This window comes from Paenibacillus dendritiformis (assembly GCF_021654795.1).
Classification (GTDB): domain Bacteria; phylum Bacillota; class Bacilli; order Paenibacillales; family Paenibacillaceae; genus Paenibacillus_B.
Window position 1 is genome coordinate 1,612,501 of sequence record NZ_AP025344.1, and the last position, 17,223, is coordinate 1,629,723.

The 17,223-nt window shown below is 53.0% G+C and carries 11 protein-coding genes, 11 tRNA genes and 2 rRNA genes (1 of these 24 only partly in view); 22 read left to right on the forward strand and 2 right to left on the reverse strand.

Translation table 11 applies throughout. The features are described 5' to 3' along the window. The 14 genes from L6439_RS07025 to L6439_RS07090 form a co-directional block, all read left to right on the forward strand. A 23S ribosomal RNA gene (locus L6439_RS07025) occupies positions 1-1,872 on the forward strand; it begins 1,075 nt to the left of the window's first position. 60 nt (positions 1,873-1,932) lie between these two features. Then, a 5S ribosomal RNA gene (rrf, locus tag L6439_RS07030) occupies positions 1,933-2,049 on the forward strand. Between the two features lie 46 nt (positions 2,050-2,095). Further along, positions 2,096-2,171 (forward strand) — tRNA-Asn (locus L6439_RS07035). A 3-nt stretch (positions 2,172-2,174) separates the two neighbouring features. Beyond that, a tRNA-Ser gene (locus tag L6439_RS07040) sits at positions 2,175-2,266 on the forward strand. A 4-nt stretch (positions 2,267-2,270) separates the two neighbouring features. Further along, positions 2,271-2,345 (forward strand) — tRNA-Glu (locus tag L6439_RS07045). A gap of 12 nt (positions 2,346-2,357) precedes the next feature. After that, positions 2,358-2,433 (forward strand) — tRNA-Val (locus L6439_RS07050). Positions 2,434-2,439: 6 nt separating this feature from the next. Then, a tRNA-Met gene (locus L6439_RS07055) sits at positions 2,440-2,513 on the forward strand. A gap of 56 nt (positions 2,514-2,569) precedes the next feature. After that, a tRNA-Asp gene (locus L6439_RS07060) sits at positions 2,570-2,646 on the forward strand. Positions 2,647-2,663: 17 nt separating this feature from the next. Beyond that, positions 2,664-2,738 (forward strand) — tRNA-Glu (locus L6439_RS07065). A 3-nt stretch (positions 2,739-2,741) separates the two neighbouring features. Beyond that, a tRNA-Lys gene (locus L6439_RS07070) sits at positions 2,742-2,817 on the forward strand. A 220-nt stretch (positions 2,818-3,037) separates the two neighbouring features. Further along, the gene (locus tag L6439_RS07075; RefSeq protein WP_213471303.1) at positions 3,038-4,156 is read left to right on the forward strand and encodes an ROK family transcriptional regulator; all 1,119 of its coding nucleotides are present in this window, start codon (positions 3,038-3,040) and stop codon (positions 4,154-4,156) included. A gap of 195 nt (positions 4,157-4,351) precedes the next feature. Then, on the forward strand, positions 4,352-5,461 hold the full coding sequence (locus L6439_RS07080; RefSeq protein WP_168178744.1) for an MDR/zinc-dependent alcohol dehydrogenase-like family protein: 1,110 nt from the start codon (positions 4,352-4,354) through the stop codon (positions 5,459-5,461). Positions 5,462-5,477: 16 nt separating this feature from the next. Continuing rightward, entirely contained in the window at positions 5,478-7,166 is a 1,689-nt protein-coding gene (locus L6439_RS07085) for a ribulokinase (protein WP_213471304.1), read from the forward strand. A gap of 54 nt (positions 7,167-7,220) precedes the next feature. After that, positions 7,221-8,501, forward strand: a complete 1,281-nt coding sequence (locus tag L6439_RS07090; protein WP_213471305.1) for an MFS transporter — start codon at positions 7,221-7,223, stop codon at positions 8,499-8,501. 61 nt (positions 8,502-8,562) lie between these two features. On the opposite strand, the gene L6439_RS07095 is transcribed toward L6439_RS07090, so the two are convergent. Then, on the reverse strand, positions 8,563-9,435 hold the full coding sequence (locus L6439_RS07095; protein ID WP_168178741.1) for a helix-turn-helix domain-containing protein: 873 nt from the start codon (positions 9,433-9,435) through the stop codon (positions 8,563-8,565). Between the two features lie 116 nt (positions 9,436-9,551). Between L6439_RS07095 and L6439_RS07100 the strand changes: the two genes are divergently transcribed. The 5 genes from L6439_RS07100 (at position 9,552) to L6439_RS07120 (ending at position 13,085) form a co-directional block, all read left to right on the forward strand. Continuing rightward, positions 9,552-11,534, forward strand: a complete 1,983-nt coding sequence (locus L6439_RS07100) for an alpha-amylase family protein (protein ID WP_213471306.1) — start codon at positions 9,552-9,554, stop codon at positions 11,532-11,534. Between the two features lie 40 nt (positions 11,535-11,574). Further along, positions 11,575-12,582: an asparaginase gene (locus L6439_RS07105; RefSeq protein WP_213471307.1), complete on the forward strand. Its 1,008-nt coding sequence runs from the start codon at positions 11,575-11,577 to the stop codon at positions 12,580-12,582. A 246-nt stretch (positions 12,583-12,828) separates the two neighbouring features. Continuing rightward, positions 12,829-12,903 (forward strand) — tRNA-Gly (locus L6439_RS07110). A gap of 6 nt (positions 12,904-12,909) precedes the next feature. Next, positions 12,910-12,986, forward strand: a tRNA-Arg gene (locus tag L6439_RS07115). A gap of 17 nt (positions 12,987-13,003) precedes the next feature. Beyond that, positions 13,004-13,085 (forward strand) — tRNA-Leu (locus L6439_RS07120). 559 nt (positions 13,086-13,644) lie between these two features. Here L6439_RS07120 and L6439_RS07125 read toward each other — a convergent pair. Beyond that, positions 13,645-13,941, reverse strand: coding sequence for a hypothetical protein (locus tag L6439_RS07125; protein WP_237096774.1), 297 nt, complete (start codon positions 13,939-13,941; stop codon positions 13,645-13,647). Between the two features lie 303 nt (positions 13,942-14,244). On the opposite strand from L6439_RS07125, the gene L6439_RS07130 reads away from it, so the two are divergent. From L6439_RS07130 to L6439_RS07140, 3 genes are all read left to right on the forward strand, one after another. Next, positions 14,245-14,547, forward strand: a complete 303-nt coding sequence (locus L6439_RS07130; RefSeq protein WP_111156608.1) for an ArsR/SmtB family transcription factor — start codon at positions 14,245-14,247, stop codon at positions 14,545-14,547. Positions 14,548-14,678: 131 nt separating this feature from the next. Then, on the forward strand, positions 14,679-15,893 hold the full coding sequence (locus L6439_RS07135) for an MFS transporter (protein ID WP_168178738.1): 1,215 nt from the start codon (positions 14,679-14,681) through the stop codon (positions 15,891-15,893). Positions 15,894-16,187: 294 nt separating this feature from the next. Next, positions 16,188-17,216 carry a helix-turn-helix transcriptional regulator gene (locus L6439_RS07140; protein ID WP_213471308.1) on the forward strand — a complete coding sequence of 343 codons (1,029 nt, stop codon included), beginning with the start codon at positions 16,188-16,190 and terminating at the stop codon, positions 17,214-17,216. Positions 17,217-17,223 lie beyond the last annotated feature (7 nt).

A 17,223-nucleotide genomic window follows, 5' to 3' on the forward strand; every position in this document is an offset into this window, starting at 1 on the left:
GTGTACGTTAAGTGGGAAAGGATGTGGAGTTGCCCAGACAACCAGGATGTTGGCTTAGAAGCAGCCATCATTTAAAGAGTGCGTAATAGCTCACTGGTCGAGTGACTCTGCGCCGAAAATGTAACGGGGCTAAACGTACCGCCGAAGCTATGGATTGATGCTTCTTGCATCAGTGGTAGGGGAGCGTTGTGTACCGGGTTGAAGGCAGACCGGAAGGACTGCTGGACTGTACACAAGTGAGAATGCCGGTATGAGTAACGAAAAGACATGTGAGAATCATGTCCGCCGAAAGCCTAAGGGTTCCTGGGGAAGGCTCGTCCGCCCAGGGTAAGTCGGGACCTAAGGCGAGGCCGAAAGGCGTAGTCGAAGGACAACAGGTTGAAATTCCTGTACCACCGTAGCCGTTATGAGCAATGGGGGGACGCAGAAGGATAGGGACGCGAGCTGATGGATGCTCGTCCAAGCAGTGAGGCTGGTCAGTAGGCAAATCCGCTGACCGTAAGGCTGGGCTGTGACGGGGAGGGAAAATTACAGTACCGAAGGTCTTGATTTCATGCTGCCAAGAAAAGCCTCTAGCCAGGTGAAGGTGCCCGTACCGCAAACCGACACAGGTAGGCGAGAAGAGAATTCTAAGGCGCGCGGAAGAACTCTCGTTAAGGAACTCGGCAAAATGACCCCGTAACTTTGGGAGAAGGGGTGCCCCGGTAGGGTGAATAGCCCGAGGGGGCCGCAGTGAATAGGCCCGAGCGACTGTTTAGCAAAAACACAGGTCTGTGCGAAGCCGTAAGGCGAAGTATACGGGCTGACGCCTGCCCGGTGCTGGAAGGTTAAGGGGAGTGGTTAGCCGTAAGGCGAAGCTATGAACCGAAGCCCCAGTAAACGGCGGCCGTAACTATAACGGTCCTAAGGTAGCGAAATTCCTTGTCAGGTAAATTCTGACCCGCACGAATGGCGTAACGACTTGGGCGCTGTCTCAACGAGAGATCCGGTGAAATTTTAATACCTGTGAAGATGCAGGTTACCCGCGACAAGACGGAAAGACCCCATGGAGCTTTACTGCAGCTTGATATTGGACTTTGGTACGGTCTGTACAGGATAGGTGGGAGCCTTAGAAGCCGGAGCGCCAGCTTCGGTGGAGGCGCCGTTGGGATACCACCCTGATCGTATCGGAGTTCTAACCTGGGACCGTGAAGCCGGTTCGGGGACAGTGTCAGGCGGGCAGTTTGACTGGGGCGGTCGCCTCCTAAAGAGTAACGGAGGCGCCCCAAGGTTCCCTCAGAATGGTTGGAAATCATTCGAAGAGTGCAAAGGCAGAAGGGAGCTTGACTGCGAGACCTACAAGTCGAGCAGGGACGAAAGTCGGGCTTAGTGATCCGGTGGTACCGCATGGAAGGGCCATCGCTCAACGGATAAAAGCTACCCTGGGGATAACAGGCTTATCTCCCCCAAGAGTCCACATCGACGGGGAGGTTTGGCACCTCGATGTCGGCTCATCGCATCCTGGGGCTGAAGTAGGTCCCAAGGGTTGGGCTGTTCGCCCATTAAAGCGGTACGCGAGCTGGGTTCAGAACGTCGTGAGACAGTTCGGTCCCTATCTGTCGCGGGCGTAGGAAATTTGAGAGGAGCTGTCCTTAGTACGAGAGGACCGGGATGGACGTACCGCTGGTGTACCAGTTGTCTCGCCAGAGGCATAGCTGGGTAGCCAAGTACGGAAGGGATAAGCGCTGAAAGCATCTAAGCGTGAAGCCCCCCTCAAGATGAGATTTCCCACATTGGTAAGACCCCTTGAAGACGACGAGGTAGATAGGTTGGAGGTGGAAGTGCAGCAATGCATGGAGCTGACCAATACTAATCGGTCGAGGGCTTATCCTAACGAAGATGATTTGATGATTTACTTTCGCATTCAGTTTTTAAGGTACAATACCTTATCTGTTTGGTGGCGATAGCGGAGGGGTTCCACGCGTACCCATCCCGAACACGACCGTTAAGCCCTCCAGCGCCGATGGTACTTGGACCGCAGGGTCCTGGGAGAGTAGGACGCTGCCAAGCAGAAGCTCTACATATCGGTCTCCGGTGAACCGTGAGGTCGTAATATTCCCTGATAGCTCAGTCGGTAGAGCACTCGGCTGTTAACCGAGTTGTCACAGGTTCGAGTCCTGTTCGGGGAGCCATACGGAGAGATGTCCGAGCTGGCCGAAGGAGCACGATTGGAAATCGTGTAGGCGTCACAAGCGTCTCGAGGGTTCAAATCCCTCTCTCTCCGCCAGCGTGGCCCGTTGGTCAAGCGGTTAAGACACCGCCCTTTCACGGCGGTAACACGGGTTCGAATCCCGTACGGGTCACCATTTCATGAATATGGACACTTAGCTCAGTTGGGAGAGCACCATCTTGACAGGGTGGGGGTCAGCGGTTCGAACCCGTTAGTGTCCACCATATTATCGCGGGGTGGAGCAGTTCGGTAGCTCGTCGGGCTCATAACCCGAAGGTCGCAGGTTCAAATCCTGTCCCCGCAATACTTTTTCCATCGCGCGTTGATACATAACTTCGATGCGGAAAATGAATAGTTCGTGGAGCTGTGGTGTAGAGGCCTAACATGCCTGCCTGTCACGCAGGAGAACGCGGGTTCGAATCCCGTCAGCTCCGCCATGTTTATTCAATGCTGGGGCCCGTTGGTCAAGCGGTTAAGACACCGCCCTTTCACGGCGGTAACACGGGTTCGAATCCCGTACGGGTCACCATGCGAGCCATTAGCTCAGTTGGTAGAGCACCTGACTTTTAATCAGGGTGTCGAAGGTTCGAGTCCTTCATGGCTCACCAGCATGTATTCCACAAGTCTGTGCAGACGCGCAGGCTTTTTTTGTATGTTAGAGCGCCAGACCTGCTTGAGCTATATTCCCCCTTATGGCCGCTGCTTATTCCTGCTCTCCCGCGTGTTGCCGTCCCTTGCTATTGATGTTTTTGGATAAAGGCATTATGATTAATTGGAAATTGCTAAATAAGCGCTTTTATAAAAGGGTTTCAATAAGGTGGGATCGGCATGGAGGAAAAAACCGTAAACATTAAAGAATTCAACCGAAATCGAATCTATAAGCTCCTGCGGCAAAAACAACATTTATCGAAGCAAGAGATTGTACAGCAATTGCAGATCAGTCTGCCGACGGTGACGCAAAACCTGAATTATTTGCTGAAACAAAAGTTGATTGCGAATACCGGCACGATCGGAAATACCGGGGGACGGAATGCGCAACTCTTTTCCTATATCAGCGACGCCAAGATCGCGATTGGCTTGGACATTACGCGAAACCATATCACGACCGTGGTCGTCGACTTAAATGGAGATATTATCAATATCAATCGAAGAAGACAGAAATTTGAGGCTTCAGACCCGTATTTTCGGCTGTTGGGGGATATCCTTCAAGAGATAGTCAGGGAATTGAATATCGACGAGTCCAAAATATTAGGCGTTGGCATCGGTGTTCCGGGCTTGATCACGGAAGACCGTCAGACCGTATTCTATGGAAAAATTCTTAATTTTACCGGAGAGACGCTGGAGCGGTTCGCCAAGTATATTCCCTACCCGGCCATCCTGATGAACGATGCGAACGCAGCGGGCATCGCGGAAATATGGGCGACTCCGGACACGAAAAATGCCTTCTATATTTCGTTGAGCAACAATATCGGGGGGGCTGTCTATATCGGCGATCGGGTGTTCGCGGGGGAAAATCAGAAGAGCGGAGAGATTGGACATATTACGATTATTCCGGACGGATTGCCTTGTTATTGCGGGCAAAAGGGCTGTCTGGAAGCCTACTGTTCAGCTTCCTTATTGTCCGATGCGGCCGATGGCAGTTTGGCTCAATTTTTTGAACAGGTCGCACAAGGGGACCCGGAAAAGCTTACATTGTGGGAAAAATATTTGTGGCATCTGGCAATCGCGATTAATAATATTCGCATGCTGTTTGACTGCGATATTATTCTTGGCGGTTATGTTGGCGCGTACATGGAGGATCATATCGAGACATTGAAAAAGCTGGTGGCCTCCAGAAATACGTTTGAGGATCATGCCGACTTTCTGCGCATCTGCAACTATAAAACGGAAGCGATCGCGGCCGGAGCGGCTCTGCCGTTTATCGATCAGTTTATCCATCAAATTTAAAATAAATAAAGCTTGCATCTTAACGCATGGGATGAGGCTGGAGGAATCCTTCGTATCTTCCGCCGGCTCCATGCGTTTTTTGCGCTGCATCTTTTTGCATATTGACATGGCAGCCCAGAGCGGCTATTCTTACGTTAAGTAGTTTTTTAAAACACTTTAATAAAACTCATTTATTATCGAAGGGTGGATGCATCAATGAATCAACAGTCCTCTAGCTTGGGAGCCGCGAAGAGAAAGGTGCCGGCAACGATGAAAGCGCTTGTAGCTTACGGGAAACACGATTATCGCTTTGAAGCGAACTACCCTACGCCCGAATGCGGGCCAGATGATATCATCATTAAAACCGAGGCATGCGGCATTTGTGCGGGGGATTTGAAATGTCTGCATGGAGCAGCCATGTTCTGGGGCGATGAGACGCAACCGGAGTGGGTCAAGCCTCCCTTTATTCCCGGCCATGAATTTCTGGGGACGATCGTCGAAGTCGGAGAAAATGTAACCGATTTCGCCATAGGCGATCGGGTCACGGCGGATCAGATTGTGCCATGCCGGGAATGCAGATTTTGCAAGCAAGGCAACTATTGGATGTGCCAGCCTCATAATATTTTCGGGTTCCAGGGGACGAACAACGGCGGTATGGCTGAATATGTCCGCTATCCGAAGACGGCCGTCGTTCACAAGGTGCCTGCCGACATGGACCTGGCGTCCGCGCTATTGATTGAGCCTTATGCCTGCTCGAAGCATGCGGTCGATCGGGCGCAGATCGGCTGCGAGGATATCGTTGTCATTTCCGGAGCAGGTCCGCTTGGGCTAGGAATGGTTACGTATGCGCGCATGAAAAATCCGAAAAAACTGATTGTGCTGGATTTGATTGAAAATCGCCTCGAAAAAGCGAAGGAGTTTGGCGCCGATATCGTCTTGAATCCGAAAGAAACGGATGTTGTCCAAGCCATTCTTGAGATGACGGACGGCTACGGATGCGATATTTATATCGAGGCGACAGGGCACCCTTCGAGCGTGACGCAAGGATTGAGCATGATCAGAAAGCTTGGCCGCTTCGTGGAGTTCAGTGTGTTCGGCGAGCCGACTACCGTCGATTGGTCCATCATTGGCGACCGCAAAGAATTGGACGTCTTGGGCGCTCATTTAAGTCCATATTGCTTCCCGTTCGTCATTGAAAATATGGCAAACGGAAATCTGAAAACGAACGGCATCGTTACCCGCAAGTTCCCGATCGAGCAATGGGAGGAAGCGTTCGAATATGCGTCTGGCAGACACGGCGATTTCAAGGTGGCAATCACGTTTTAACAAAGGGTGAGGGAAGATGGAAAAATATGTGGTAGGAATCGATTTCGGCACGTTGAGCGCCCGCACCATACTCGTCAATGCGGCCACGGGAGAGATTCGGGCCGTCGCCGAGATGGAGTATCCTCATGGCGTGATGGAGCAGACCTTGCCTGATGGGGTAACGAGGCTGGGACCGGATTGGGCGCTGCAGCACCCGTTGGACTATATCGAGTGCGCTTCCACAACGCTGGCGGAGATTATGACAACGACTGGCGTCGATCCGCAGCAGATTATCGGGGTCGGAACCGATTTTACGGAATGTACGATGCTGCCAGTAAAAGCCGATGGAACGCCTCTATGCGTGCTGGATGCCTATAAGAGCCATCCGCATGCTTATGTGAAGCTCTGGAAGCATCATGCGGCTGCGGAGGAGGCGAACAGACTGAATGCCATCGCCGAATCGCGGGGAGAATCCTTTTTAGACAATTACGGCGGCAAAATATCATCGGAGTGGATGTTCCCGAAAATATGGCAGATCTTAAATGAAGCGCCTGAAATCTACGAAGCCGCCGATCGATTTATGGAGCTCGCCGATTGGATCACGCTCCAGCTTACGGGCGAAGAAAAACGTAACAGCTGCACGGCAGGGTATAAGGCGATATGGCATAAGCAGCATGGCTATCCTTCGAATGAGTTTTTCAAAGCACTGGATCCAAGACTGGAGCATGTCATTGACGACAAAATGTCGAGAACGATCTATCCGGTTGGCGCCAAGGCAGGGACCATCACCGAAGAGAGCGCCGCATGGACCGGATTGGCGCCAGGCACTGCCGTAGCCGTGGGGATCGGAGACGCTCATTCCGCCGTCATCGGCTGCGGGATCACGACTCCCGATATTTTGCTGATGGTAATGGGGACATCCGGCTGCGATATGTTGGTCAGCGAGACGGCGGTGAAGGTGCCAGGCATCAGCGGACTTTGTGAAGACGGCATTTTGCCGGGGTATTACGGCTATGAAGCCGGGCAGTCCTGCCTGGGCGATCATTTCTCCTGGTTCGCCAACCATTGCGTGCCGGAGCGAGTGGAACTAGAGGCCAGAGCGGCGAACAAAAAAGTGCTGGAGCTCCTGAATGAGAAAGCGGCGCAAATCAAGCCGGGAGCCAGCGGCTTGCTCGCTCTCGATTGGTGGAACGGGAACCGCTCCGTCCTGGTCGATGCCGATTTGACAGGCTCCATGTTCGGAATGACGACCGCCACGACGGCGGAGGAAATGTACAAGGCGCTTGTCGAAGCCGTCGCTTTTGGCAAACGCGTGATTATCGAGAACTTCGTGCAGCATGGCGTTCCGATCCGGCAAATCGTGGCGACGGGCGGGATTGCGGAAAAAAGCCCGTTCGTTATGCAGACCTTCGCGGATATTATCGGCATGCCGATTCATGTCGCGGCGACCCGGCAAGGGACGGCGATGGGGGCGGCGATGCTGGGAGCCGTGGCGGCCGGCAGCCGGCATGGAGGCTATGACTCGATCCAGCAGGCCGGACAAGCGATGGGCGGAGGGATCCAAAAAACGTATGAACCGAATGGCGAGTATCGGGAGATTTATGATCAGCTCTATGCCCAGTATGTCCAGCTGCATGATTACTTCGGCCGCAATGAGAACAGTCCAATCAAAAGATTGAAAGCGATTAAATTGGAAGTGATGAGGGGAAATGCGGCCAAGCCTTGAAGATCGGGTAAGCCGCAGCAAAGACGATAAGAAAATGATACTAGGAAAGAAGTGATGCACTTGAAGGGGTCGAATTTTCTGGATAAAGCAGGCATTCCTGCATCCCTTGCTTGGGGCTATCTCGGCGTTCTTATTTTTATGATGGGGGATGGGTTGGAGCAGGGCTGGTTAAGTCCTTATCTGGTAGAGCAGGGGCTTACGGTACAGCAATCAGGCATTTTATTTACGGTATACGGGGTTACGATTGCCTTGTCTTCTTTCCTGTCCGGCTTATTCGTGGATGCGATGGGGCCGAAAAAAGCGATGCTGACCGGCTTGATTCTGTATATTCTTGGTTCCGTCGGCTTTATTGGAATCGGAATCAGCCAACTGTCTTTTGCGACGATGCTGCCGACGTACGCGTTCAAAGGTCTCGGTTATCCCCTGTTTGCCTATTCCTTCCTCGTGTGGATCGCTTATCAGACGCCGCAAAAAAAGCTGGGAACGGCGGTCGGCTGGTTCTGGTTCGTCTTTACCGGAGGCATGAACGTGCTCGGCGCGTATTATTCTACCTGGGCGCTGAAGCATTTGGGGCATATCAATACGTTGTGGAGCGCGCTCGTATGGGTCTTGATCGGGGCTTTGTTCGCGCTCGTCATTAACCGCGGCGGCAAAATCGACAGAGCCAAAGCGGAGCAGCGGGAAAGCAAGCTGAAGGAGATCGTCACGGGCTTGGCGGTTGTCAAAAAAGAACCGAAAATCGTGTTAGTCGGCCTCGTCCGGATTATTAATACGGCGGCTCAATTCGGCTTCCCTGTCTACATGCCTCTCTATATGGAGAGCCAAGGAATCAGCATCTCGTCCTGGCTCCATCTGTGGGCGATGATCTTCATCGGCAATATCGCGTTCAACCTGATATTCGGCATTGTCGGCGACAAGTTCGGCTGGAGAAATACGGTCATGTGGTTCGGGTGCGCAGGTTCGGCCTTCTTTACGCTGTTACTGTTTTATGTCCCCCAGCTTGCGGCCGGCAACGTCTTGCTGACGCAAGTGATCGGGATATTGTGGGGAGGATGCCTTGCGGGCTTCGTGCCATTGTCGGCCATCGCGCCGTCTCTCGTGAAACAGGAAAAAGGCGCGGCCATGTCCATCCTGAACTTGGGAGCGGGTTTAAGCGCTTTCGTAGGACCGGCTCTTGTCGCTTTGTTCATTGGAAGTCTTGGTTACGCCGGACTGACATGGCTCTTTGCAGGCCTGTTTGTGGCGGCTGGCATAATGATGATTTTTGTTACGCTTCCGGACGAGAAAAAGAAGAAGACCGATCCGGACCTAAACAGCGAAATCGTAAGCGCTTAGGTTATGGTCCGGCGTGAAAAAGCAGCTCTTCGCCTGGCGGGCAAAGGGCTGCTTCGATCATTTATGACCAGCGATCCGGCTTTTGAAAGCCTTTGCCCATCCGGTAGGATGACGGGCTGACTCCGTAGACGGAGGAGAATTGGTTGGAGAAATAATGTATGGAATCGTACCCGAGCATAAGCGCGATGTCCGTAATCGATTGGCGGCTTTCCATCAACAGGACGGCCGCTTTTTTCATGCGGGCCTGCAGGGCGTACGCTTTGGGCGACATGCCGGTCTCCTGCTTGAACAGCCGATAGAATTGCGATTTCTCCAGTCCGCACTCGCTGCACCAGTAGTCGACCGAGAACCGCTGCTCCGGACAGGCCTCCATCTGCTCCAAGATGCGGGTAATCCGGTAATCCGCCGTCTGGGTCAGGCTGCCCGCTTCATGCCACTGCAGTATCCACGAATAAAAGGAGGCGGAGACCGCTTGGGCCGTATATTTGCCGGAACGGTTGAACGCAGCCAGCGTCTGCTTGATCAGCTCGATCAGGTGCGGGTAAGGACGGAGCGACATGCTTGTCGGCAGCGCATCCAATTCGGAGCAGGCCGCTTCTTCCGTCAACCACCGGGGATCATAGTCATCCCATTGATAAGCGAAGGTCGGCTGCTTGGGCCGGGGAACGCACCACAGGTCGCAGTAAATATTGCAGGCATCCATCGTCTCCCCCGGCGCCGGAACGAAATAATGTCCTTCTCCCGGACGCACGAAAATCAGGCTCCCGCTCGCCACGGGGTAGACCTGCTCATTGACGATCATATGTCCATGGCCTTCCGTAAAGAGATGGAAGGCATAGCTGTAGCCTCTGCGCCGCTGCTCCTCGGGAGCCCCGCGATAGTTGTACATATGCGCCGCGCGGATATGGGGCTTTACCTCACTGAGCGGTTTCATTGTTTTCCTCCCACATGATCGGAATTTTGTATAAATGACAGGAACCTGTCTTAAATACGTACGCCTACGTAGATGATACAATGATCTCAAGAAAATGTCATGTATAGGAGGATATTATGCGCTACAGACAGGTTCACCTCGATTTCCATACGTCGGAGCATATTTCTGATATCGGGAGAAATTTTTCTAAAGAGAATTTTCAAGAAATGCTGAAGCTGGGACATGTGGACTCGATCACCGTGTTCGCCAAATGCCATCACGGCTGGGCCTATTTCCCTTCCGAAACGAATGAAATTCATCCGGGACTTGAATTTGATCTCCTGGGGGCCCAGATCGAAGCGGCGCATGAGATCGGCGTCAAGGTGCCGATTTATTTGTCCGTCGGCTTCGATGAGAAGCTCGCCTGGGAGAAGCCGCAATGGTTGATGCGGGACGAGACCGACCGGATGAACTGGGTCGACTCCTTCATGAAGCCGGGATATCATCAATTTTGTCTCAATACGCCGTATCTTGATCTCGTCATTGAGCAGGTGCAGGAAGTGGTGCGCAAGTATGACGGCGACGGCATTTTCCTCGATATTGTAGGCGAGCGGACGTGCTACTGCACCACCTGTCTGAAGCAAATGCAAGCGGACGGTCTGGATCCGCATAATAAGGAGGATGTCATCGCGAACGGCCGCCGCATTTACGCGAACTACACGGCCCGCATCCGGGAAGCGATCGATGCGATTAAGCCGGGCTTGCCGGTCTTCCATAACGCCGGCCATATTCATCAGGGCCGCCGCGATCTGATGGGCATGAACTCTCATCTTGAGCTGGAGTCGCTGCCGACCGGCGGCTGGGGGTACGATCATTTTCCGCTGTCTGCCCGCTATGCGCAGCCAACCGGGTTCAACTTCCTTGGCATGACCGGGAAGTTCCATACCTTCTGGGGCGAATTCGGCGGTTACAAGCATCCGAACGCCTTGCGCTATGAGACCGCGCTGAGCTTGGCGAACGGCGCCCGCTGCTCGATCGGAGACCAGCTACACCCTGGGGGACAGATGGACCGGGCAACTTATGAGCTGATCGGAAAGGCGTACGCGGAGGTGGAGGCCAAGGAAGCATGGTGCGTGAATGCCGTCAACCATGCCGATGTGGCGCTGCTTACGGTAGAAGCCGCCGGCGTGCAGCAGGAAAGCGGAGCCATGTATTCCGGCAAAGTCGATATGGGCGCGGTCCGCATCCTGCTGGAAGGCAAAATTTTGTTCGATATCGTCGATCTCGAAAGCGACTGGAGCCGTTACAAGGTGCTCATTCTCCCGGACTCGATCGTGATGAAGGATACGATTCTGCCGAAGGTGGAAGCGTTCTTGGCCGCGGGGGGCAAAGTGCTGGCGTCCGGCCGTTCCGGCCTGAATGTCGAATTGACGCGGCAGATGCTGCCCCTCGGCTTTACCGATATCGGGGCGAATCCGTTCCGTCCGGATTATTTCCGTCCGCTCTGCGAAGGAATGGCCACTCTCGGAGAAGCGGCGTATATCATGTACGGGGAAGGGCGCCGCATCGAGCTGACGGGCGGCGTCGAGCTCGGAAGAAGAGAGGATCCGTACTTCAACCGTCAGGCATTCCGCTTCTGCTCTCACCAGCATGCGCCGAGTTCCGGGGAGGATGGCGGACCGGGCATGGTTGAATCCGCGCAAGGGATATATATCGCCTGGAACGTGTTTGAAGATTATGCGACGAAGGGCAGTCTTATTTTGAAGGAAATGGTTCTGTTCGCGCTTCGCCGCCTGCTCGGCCATCGAATTACGTTGAACACGACCCTGCCCGCCCAGGGCGTGACGACGCTCCAGCACCAAGCAGCGGAGCGCCGCTATATTAATCACTTGCTGTACGCTTCCCCGGTGAAGCGCGGCGAACGGGTCGAAATCATTGAAGATATCATTCCGCTCCAACAGGTCGAGGTGCAGCTTCGGCTGCCGGTGGCGGAAGTGAAGCGGGTCTATCTCGCTCCGCAAATGACGGATATCGGGTTCAAGGCGTCCGGGGGCGATGTGCAATTTACCGTGCCGCAATTGGAATGCCACCAAATGGTCGTCGTAGAGTATAATGAATAGCAGCAGGACAGACATCCCGGAGTTACGAGGAGGAACCAACGTGGTAGACTTGGGTAAAGTGTTAGTAGAAGAGTATCGTGGCAATTGGTTGGAATGCGCGTACACCGGCCATATGGTTGGCGTCAACGAACAGGGAGAGACGCTGTTCACGGTGGGGGACGAGAATTATGTCAGCTTCATGCGCTCGTCGTCGAAGCCGGTTCAAGCGCTGCCTGCGCTCATGGCCGGAGTGCCGGAGCATTACGGGTTGAGCGACGAGGAAATCGTGCTTATGACGGCATCGCATCGGGCGCAAAAATTCCACGTCGAAGCGTTGGAATCGTTCATGCGCAAGACGGGCATCTCGGAGTCGCAGTTCGTATGCAAGCCGACGTATCCGCTGAACGGAGCGGCCCGCGACGAGCTGATCGCCCATGGCGCGCCTGCGCGCTCCATCTACCACAATTGCTCGGGCAAGCATCTCGGGGTGCTGGCGCTCTGCAAAATGAAAGGCTGGCCGACCGAAAACTATGCCGAGCCGGATCATCCGGTTCAGCAGCAGGTGCTGTCTCTGATGTCCGCGCTCTCGGATGTGCCTGTCGAGAAGATCAGGCTGGGAACGGACGGCTGCGGCTTCCCGGTGTATGCGCTGCCTATCCGCAATATTGCGACGCTGTACTTGCGGCTGGCTTGCCCGGATCTGATTCCGGATGAGGCGGTCCGAGCGGCCGTCATCCGCTTGACGGCGTTGATGAACCGCTACCCGTTCTACGTATCCGGCACGCAGCTCATTTGTCCGACGCTGCTGCAGGACGACAATATCGTCGCCAAGGGCGGCGCCAAAGGAATCTACTGCTTCGGCCTGCGGAAAGAGCGCATGGGGATCGCCTTCAAAGTGATGGACGGCTCCGAGGATCAATGGCCGCTCATCGTGGCCCATATTTTGGAGGAGATTCAATATCCGAACGCCGAGACGATCGAGCGCCTGCGGCAGCTCAGTCCGCCGGAGACGAAGAATGACAATGGGCGGATCGTCGGCATGCGAGAAGCGAAGTTCAAATTGCAGTGAGGTTAAAAAATAAGAAGAAAGTATAAGTCTATACCGTCTTGTCCGAAGGGATAACCTGAAGGCAAGGCGGTTTTTTCCATTGCTGCCCGGATATTGAAGATAGGAGAGTTAAGAAAAAAACATCGATTTTCAGCAAAAAAGAATTGATTTTCGATATGCGGTCTGTTATATTAATAAATGTCCTTCTTGAAGCATGCTCTCGCGGCCGGCGATGGAATGACAATGGACAGGCTGCACAGCCGATGCGCGGACATAGCTCAGTGGTAGAGTATCGCCTTGCCAAGGCGAGGGTCGCGGGTTCGAATCCCGTTGTCCGCTCCAGAATATGCGCCCTTAGCTCAGCCGGATAGAGCGTTTGACTACGAATCAAAAGGTCGGGAGTTCGAATCTCTCAGGGCGCGCCACATTATTAACTTCATAAGCCGGTGTGGCGGAATGGCAGACGCGCGCGACTCAAAATCGTGAGGGAAACCGTGGAGGTTCGAGTCCTCTCACCGGCACCACTTAAAAGTCGAAGGTTCATTAGAGAGCATTTTCTAATGAACTTTTTTTATTTTTAAAAGAATGCGTTCCAAGCTGCGGATGGTTAGCCCATACCTAGCTTTTTGATCAAAGCTCCCCCCTCATCCGAGCGGGCTGCCCCCAATGGAGTGATGCTGGCCAGTCAGAAGTATCATCATACCTCTTGCGGGTCATGGCGATGAGCACGCCTCATGCTGATGGCGCGACGGTCAATGCTGTGAAGCGTTCAAACCGTAAGTATCATTATCCTATCTGTGGGATCGTCGCCTGGCAGACCTACCACTGTTCTGGTTGCCGTAGATGGTGTTTGTCGCTCGTTCTCAAGCAATAAATCGCAGTCCATCAATAAACTGGATAAGTGGGGTACCGTCAGCATTTCGGAAATTTTGTACGCTGAGCGAATTTCAACCTAAAGAGTCGAATCCCGGCCACTCCCTCTCAAGGAAACGACCGGCTAATCTCGTGCGCATGATTTCGTCCAACAAACCTATCGAACCACACTGTCCAAACCAAATACCGACAACGCAACGTTGATTGTTCTTACTTTATTTTAATCGCCTGTAACAGAAGTTGGGGTCTCATCAGTCGCTCGCCCGGCGCCTTAAATCTGGAAGCGAGCAACAGGACCAAAAATCCCACGGCGACGCCCCACAAAACGAAGGCGTTCGAGCCGGCCGCGTCCAGTCCGCCGAAGTGCATCACTTCCCGCAGCCCTCCTGCCGCGAACCGTAGTGGCGTCCACGAATAGATCCAATCTCGCGTCGTCTGTGTCAAGAACTCCGGGGCCATGTTCAGAAGCGGCACGGAGAAGAACATTAGCAGTACGAGAAGCGGCATAGCCGGAATCCGATCCAATTCAGCAAGGAAGATTGCATCAAGAAGAACGCCGATCCGATAAACCCCTTCCGCAGATGAAGTTTCATCTCAGTTTAGTAGAATCGTTGCCTACGGGCATTTAAGAGCTGCCGGCATCGCCGTCGAGGAATAAAATTAGCGAGGGGTAGAAGGAGCACAGGTACTAAGCAGGTATATTATTACCGCATAGAAACATTATGCTTACGAGATGTTTGGAGGAAGTCCAGTTAATATCAAGAACAACATGTTATTGACATATCGAAAAATGTAGATATAATAAGAGGCATGGATCCAATTGAAGTGTTCAAGGCGTTATCTAACGAGTCGAGGTTACAGATTTTACAGTGGCTTAAGGAGCCCGAAAAACATTTTGTGCCCCATGAAGGAGTGGATATGAGGGAAATCGGGGTGTGTGTCAGTCAAGTGACGGATAAATTGAACATGACACAGTCGACGGCTTCGCAGTATTTGTCCATTCTACAACGGGCCGGACTGATTCGAACCGAGCGGATCGGCAAATATACGTACTACAAGCGAAACGAAGAGAAAATAAGCGAATTAGCTGCTTTCTTAAATCAGAAACTCTAATCTGAACTGAATACCTCAAACGTATTCAGTTTTTTTTGGCCTAATAAATCGACATATCGTGATATGTGAATTTATTAAAGGATCCTCACATCGGGAACTATTAAAACAACAAAAAAGGGGAAGTGAACGTATTGTCTAACACGTGGAGAGTCTATTTTTTGGCTTTGGTTACTTTTTTGGTGGGTACATCCGAGTACGTTATTTCCGGCATCTTGGATAAGATATCGGATACAATGGGTATTTCCGTTACTTTTGCGGGGCAGTTGGTCACGATTTTTTCCTTCGTGTACGCCATTAGCACCCCGATCCTCATGGCGTTGACTGCTAAGGTGGAAAGACAAAAACTGCTGATTTGGGCGCTGGGTATCTTCGTAATTGGGAATATTCTGTCTTACGTTTTGCCTGGCTATTCATCGTTTCTCGCAGCTCGCGTCGTCATGGCTCTAGGCGCGGGAATGGTCGTGGTAACCGCTTTGGACATCGCCGCGAAAATCGCCGCCCCAAACAAACAAGCCAGCGCGATTGCTACCGTGGTGATGGGCTTTACGGCTTCCTTGATTATCGGCGTGCCTCTTGGACGTATCGTTGCAGCACAATTCGGATGGAAATCCGTTTTTGGTATATTGGCACTGGCCGGTCTGGTGGCTATGTTCGTTCTGTATGCCATCATCCCTCGAGTTCAAGGGGATAAACCGATTCCGTTGTCCAAGCAGCTTGCCTTCTTGAAAAACGGAAACGTAGCGCTAGGGCTTGCGATTACCTTTTTCTGGCTCGGCGGATACTCGATCGCCTATACCTACATTTCACCATATCTACTTGATGTTGCCGGATTGAAAGAAGGAATGCTAAGCGGAGTGCTGTTGGCGTTCGGCATCGCTAGCCTGGTCGGATCCAAATTCGGCGGATTCAGCACAGATAAATGGGGGGTATTCCCGACCTTGTCCGGGGGAATGCTCTTGCACGCTACAGCGCTGCTTCTCCTCTCTATAACCGTTACCCTTACGCACTCGTGGCAGCCGATTGTCATCCTCCTGATCTTGTGGTCGTTTGCGGCTTGGTCCTCCGGTCCAACGCAACAATTCAATCTGGTTCGGATTGAACCGAATTATTCTGGAATCATGCTGAGCCTGAACCAATCCATGATGCAATTGTCCATGGCTGCGGGTGCAGGAATCGGAGGCGTCATGGTCGACCGGGTATCCCTGTCATCGATTACATGGGTCGGGATGGTTGGAGTCGCTATTGCGATCGTGGTGGTGTCGTTCTTGAAGATGCGAATGAGTGCCGGCAGCCAAGGTGCCGGAGAGTTTCCTGGGATGAAGTCTAAAAAGGCATCCATTAAATGAATTGGAGTTGAACCTGACTGCAAACGACTAAAATGCATCATCTTCTGGATTTCGGAAGATGATGCATTACCAAGCGACTTCTTCATTTCGGTTTTCAATGCGCCGTATCATTTAGAATACCTAGATCATTGCGCTCTAAACGGAGAACGATAGCGCAGAAAATATATCATGAGGCCATCGCAAATTAATTAACCGGGTGGGTCACCCCGCCCGGTTAGGTTATAATCAAGAATCAATGGTCCGCGGGCTCCGTGGATTAATGCAATTGGACTTTGTCATTGGAGGTCGACAGCCATGAATACTCCTTCCGCAGACCGTATCAAGATCGCGCCAGGTTTCTGGACTAGCCTGAGGGGGATAGGGGTAGAACCCATTGATGTAGCGCGCCAAGCACGTCTACCGCTAACCGTCATCACCGAACCGTTAGTCACGACCGCACAATATTATTCGATCTGGCAAGCCTATTCCGAACTAGTCGGGGATATCGCTACGGGAATTGTTAAGCTTGCGACAGCGTACGAGACAGCTCAGTATCCGCCGGCTGCTGTGGCGACCTTTCACGCTCGCGACTACCGGGACGCGCTGAACCGAATGGCGCGCTATAAGCAAATGTGCCCTCCGGAAAACTTGAGGATTCAGGAAGAAGGCGAGCAATGCTCTATTGAATTGGAGTGGCAGCATGCCGAGCTACCCGGACCGCAGGTGCTTGTCGGCATTACGCTCGCCTACCTGCTGGAGTTAGGGCGCCGGGGAACCGGCCGTCATCTGAAGGCACATTCCGTCGAATTCATACACCCCATGGGAGACGTTCAAACCCTTGAAAGTTATTTCGGTTGCCGCGTTCGGATGGGGACGGGACGCAATCGGCTAATGCTGAATCGCGACGATCTGGACCGCCCCTTCACGTCGTACAACGAAGAACTTCTCGAGATTCTGGCTCCCGCCTTGGATCGTACGCTGGAAGAACGACAGAGCCAGCTCACCGTGAGCGCTAAGGTGCAGTCGATCTTGACCCGATGCCTAACTCGAGGGCGAATCGACATTCACACCGTAGCCTCTGAGTTGGGGATGAGCGAGCGCACCTTGCAGCGCAGGCTGACGGAAGAAGGCGCAAGCTTTAAGAAGTTGCTGGCGAAAACTAGGCGGGAGATGGCCGTCGCTTACTTGGCAGACCCTGCGCTGGGGATCAAAGAGGTCGCTTTTCTCGTCGGCTACGAGGACCATAATTCGTTTTATCGCGCGTTCCGCTCATGGAAAGGGGAGACTCCCGCCAATTGGCGCGTCGCGCAAGAGAATTGGCGTTCCGTGCTAGTTACCGAGTAGGCGAAAC

Excerpts from the sequence above, each read along its gene's own strand:
- L6439_RS07075 (WP_213471303.1), top strand. The coding sequence starts at position 3,038 with ATGGAGGAAAAAACCGTAAACATTAAAGAATTCAACCGAAATCGAATC.
- L6439_RS07080 (WP_168178744.1), top strand. The coding sequence starts at position 4,352 with ATGAATCAACAGTCCTCTAGCTTGGGAGCCGCGAAGAGAAAGGTGCCG.
- L6439_RS07085 (WP_213471304.1), top strand. The coding sequence starts at position 5,478 with ATGGAAAAATATGTGGTAGGAATCGATTTCGGCACGTTGAGCGCCCGC.
- L6439_RS07090 (WP_213471305.1), top strand. The coding sequence starts at position 7,221 with ATGCACTTGAAGGGGTCGAATTTTCTGGATAAAGCAGGCATTCCTGCA.
- L6439_RS07095 (WP_168178741.1), bottom strand. The coding sequence starts at position 9,435 with ATGAAACCGCTCAGTGAGGTAAAGCCCCATATCCGCGCGGCGCATATG.
- L6439_RS07100 (WP_213471306.1), top strand. The coding sequence starts at position 9,552 with ATGCGCTACAGACAGGTTCACCTCGATTTCCATACGTCGGAGCATATT.
- L6439_RS07125 (WP_237096774.1), bottom strand. The coding sequence starts at position 13,941 with ATGCCGCTTCTCGTACTGCTAATGTTCTTCTCCGTGCCGCTTCTGAAC.
- L6439_RS07130 (WP_111156608.1), top strand. The coding sequence starts at position 14,245 with ATGGATCCAATTGAAGTGTTCAAGGCGTTATCTAACGAGTCGAGGTTA.
- L6439_RS07140 (WP_213471308.1), top strand. The coding sequence starts at position 16,188 with ATGAATACTCCTTCCGCAGACCGTATCAAGATCGCGCCAGGTTTCTGG.